The following is a 2,949-nucleotide window of genomic DNA, read 5'->3' as shown; positions in this document are numbered from 1 at the left end:
TTCATCCCCTCCCTACTCGCTCACTGCGTTCGCTCGTTGAGGAAGGGGCATTCTCGCCTCAATTCTGGTAATCGTCAGTGACGAACCAATGGACGTCGAGACGCGCCCCATCGACGCCGGACGGATAGGCACTTGCGTCGAGCCGGATCTCGAGATGCCGAGGTGAGAGACCGTTCGGTTGGAGCTGCCAGGATGCAACGAGTGGATGTGATTCCGATCGGCTTCCCATCGTGTGCAGCGTCGTCGAGTCGAGGCGTCCTTGTGGAGTCGGGTCGTCGCATTCCGACGGCTCGGGCATCGTAACTGAACTCCGTCAAGCGGATCAGGCAGACGCCGTGTCGCCGACGTCGTTCCCGTTTCGTTGCTCCGCCCGATGTGCAGCCCGTTGCAGGACGTCGATGTCGTGACGCACGCTTCGCCATCGTGAGAGGGCCGCAAAGCGATCGTGGATCGCGTCGTGGTCGGTGATTTCGAAGGTCGCCGGGGGGATCGAATCCGGATCCGTCGCGTCGAACCGGTCCCGGAACTCCTCGTCCTCCTCGAGGAGATCCGCGACCTGCGACCGGAGCGCAGTCGCGGAGTGCTCTCTCGCGAGTTCCTCGATGCGTTTCCAACGGAAGTAGGAGTCGTTCCGCCGATACTCGGCGGGACGGCCATCACGTCGTTCGACGATCCCCATCTCGACGAGCTGGGCGAGTGCGTTCCGTGCCCCGTCGGCGGAACACCGGGCACGCTCGGCGACGTCGGCTGCCGTCGCATAGTCCGACACGCCGGTCATCACGTCGTAGACGCGCTGGAACGTCGTTCTCTCCGACGTCCATCGAGTTTTCGCGTCCGAACTCCGTTTCGGATCGGGCGTAGAGCCCGGCGACTCGTCGCTCATACCTTACTGTGGCAGCGCATCAAAGATATATGTTTCCCGAACACGGTATATATTGTCTCCGTTCGTCCCATCGACCTCGTGTTTTGATGCGTCGCCCTCGACGTCTCGATGCATCTCACGATACTATGCATCCAGTACGGTGGCTCCGTTCGTTTCCGACGGTCGTATTCGGGTGAATAGCGGACTCGTCCCGATATCGCTTTGTCGGGTCCGATCGGTCTCCCGCCGTGCGGCGACCCGCCGCTACTCCGAGACGGGCTCGGCGCGTCCCATTGCGGCGACGTCGTCGGCGATGGCCTCGGCGATGGCGTTCGCGAGGCCCGGGGGGACGGCGTTGCCGACGACCTTCAGCTGCGTGCTCTTTGCGCCCTTGAAGACGTAGTCGTCGGGGAACGACTGGAGGACGGCGCACTCGCGGACGGTGCCGACGCGGTCCTCCTCGGGATGGATGAACGGCGCGTTGTGGTTCTCCTTGATCGTGAACGCGGGCTCGTCGGGTTCGAGCCGGCGCCAGCTGTCGCCGTAGCTCTCATAGAGGCTGTCGCCGGGCTCGACATCGGCGATCCGGTCGACTATGTCCGCGGAGTGGTCCGTGGTATCGGTGTTCGGGAGGTCCTCGAGGTCCCGGTCGAGGATGGCGTCGGCGACGGTCACGTAGGGCGGGCGCCGGTCGCCGGTCAGCGTGGCCTGTTCGGCGGGACCGTGGGTGCGGTCGGGGAAGGTGGGACGCTCGCCGTCGCGGCGGCCGACGAAGATCACCCGGCGACGCGTCTGGGGGACGCCGTAGTCCGCGGCGTTCAGCGTCTCGTAGTGCGTCTTTTCGTAGCCGGCGTCGGCGAAGCCCGCCAGGATCGATCGCAGGGTGTCGCCGTCCTCCATCGAAGTGATCCCGGGGACGTTCTCCATCACGAAGACGGCCGGCTGGACGTACTCGACGTAGTCGATGAAGCTGCCGACGAGGGAGTTGCGCTCGTCGTCGGGATCGCGGTGGCCCGCGATGCTGAATCCCTTACACGGCGGCCCGCCGATGACGACGTCGATCGCATCGGGGTCGATCGGGTGCGTCGCGAAGAAGTCGGCGGGCTCGACCGACGCGAGGTCCGTCCGGATCGCGAGTGCGTCCTCGTGGTTGTGCTCGTAGGTCGCCAGGAAGTCCTCGCTGACGTCGACGCCGGCGACGACGTCGTAGCCGGCCTGGAGGAACCCCTCCGAGAGGCCGCCGCCGCCACAGAAGAGATCGAGCACGCGGACGGTACCGGGATCGAGGTCGGACGTGGGCATACGGGATCCTCTCGTGAGGTCGGGTTACCTCTACCGGTTCGGGCTCGACGGTATATAAACGATCGCGTGGTAGGGGTCCGAACGGGCGACGGCGGGGGCCGCGGGGCGGGGCTCCCCATACAGCTATCCAGGTGCCGGCCGACAGGGGTGTATGAACGTCCGCGGACAGCTGTATCTGGCCGGCGCCATCGGGGCCTCGATCTCCTACATCTTCAACGTGTTAGCAGTTGTATTTGAAGGTCCGGAGTCCGTCGTGCAAAGGATTATCCATATACGCTGGCATAGCATGTGTATATGTCTGATGCTGATACTGGAGCTAGCGACAACGGACCGGAGATGGTCCAGATCAACCTCCGACTGAGCAAAGCGTTCCTCAAGGACATCGACACGACGTGGGAGGAACAGGGCTTCAACTCCCGGAGCGAGTTCCTCCGCTACGCGGCTCGCGACGCAGTGAAGCATCCCGAGTTCTCCCGAGAGGGGTGGAAACAGATCGCGGCGAGCGAGCACGACCTGCGGTCCGGCAGCGCGGAGTTGGTCTCGCGAGAGGAAGTGGTTGAGATGATGGACCGGGGCGAGGATGCCGAGTGACGAGGACTGGACTTGGAAGTTCACGCCACACGCTGCTGATCAGTTCGACGGGCTCGATCACCACGTCCAGGACCGCATTGTCTCGAAGCTCGACGACATCGTGAACTACCCCTGCCTAGTCGCTGCCTTCGTCGGCTCCTTGAGGCAGGGGCTTCCTGTTTCGATGACGCGCTTTGCAGACACCGAATGAGTGT

General features: G+C 64.0%; 4 protein-coding genes. 2 read left to right on the top strand and 2 right to left on the bottom strand.

Annotated features, from left to right (window positions below):
- Positions 1-322 precede the first annotated feature (322 nt).
- Complete coding sequence (locus tag BLW38_RS15575; RefSeq protein WP_092818101.1) at positions 323-883, bottom strand: DUF7342 family protein; 561 nt, start codon at positions 881-883, stop codon at positions 323-325.
- A gap of 243 nt (positions 884-1,126) precedes the next feature.
- Positions 1,127-2,164 carry a DNA cytosine methyltransferase gene (locus tag BLW38_RS15570; RefSeq protein WP_092818100.1) on the bottom strand — a complete coding sequence of 346 codons (1,038 nt, stop codon included), beginning with the start codon at positions 2,162-2,164 and terminating at the stop codon, positions 1,127-1,129.
- Positions 2,165-2,458: 294 nt separating this feature from the next.
- Here BLW38_RS15570 and BLW38_RS15565 point away from each other — a divergent pair, with 294 nt between their 5' ends.
- A complete protein-coding gene (locus BLW38_RS15565) occupies positions 2,459-2,755 on the top strand; it encodes a ribbon-helix-helix domain-containing protein (RefSeq protein ID WP_092818099.1) in 297 nt (98 codons plus the stop codon).
- Positions 2,745-2,945 carry a type II toxin-antitoxin system RelE family toxin gene (locus BLW38_RS16625; RefSeq protein ID WP_245710270.1) on the top strand — a complete coding sequence of 67 codons (201 nt, stop codon included), beginning with the start codon at positions 2,745-2,747 and terminating at the stop codon, positions 2,943-2,945. Before BLW38_RS15565 ends, BLW38_RS16625 begins: the two co-directional genes overlap by 11 nt.
- Positions 2,946-2,949 lie beyond the last annotated feature (4 nt).

The sequence above is a fragment of the Halopenitus malekzadehii genome (genome assembly GCF_900108505.1).
In the GTDB taxonomy this organism is placed as follows: domain Archaea; phylum Halobacteriota; class Halobacteria; order Halobacteriales; family Haloferacaceae; genus Halopenitus; species Halopenitus malekzadehii.
Note: the sequence above shows the minus strand (reverse complement) of the source record. Positions and strands in the feature narration are given on the sequence as shown.

What these genes read in the sequence shown, in the direction of transcription:
- BLW38_RS15565 (WP_092818099.1), top strand. Translation starts at nt 2,459, where the DNA reads ATGTCTGATGCTGATACTGGAGCTAGCGACAACGGACCGGAGATGGTC.
- BLW38_RS15575 (WP_092818101.1), bottom strand. Translation starts at nt 883, where the DNA reads ATGAGCGACGAGTCGCCGGGCTCTACGCCCGATCCGAAACGGAGTTCG.
- BLW38_RS15570 (WP_092818100.1), bottom strand. Translation starts at nt 2,164, where the DNA reads ATGCCCACGTCCGACCTCGATCCCGGTACCGTCCGCGTGCTCGATCTC.
- BLW38_RS16625 (WP_245710270.1), top strand. Translation starts at nt 2,745, where the DNA reads ATGCCGAGTGACGAGGACTGGACTTGGAAGTTCACGCCACACGCTGCT.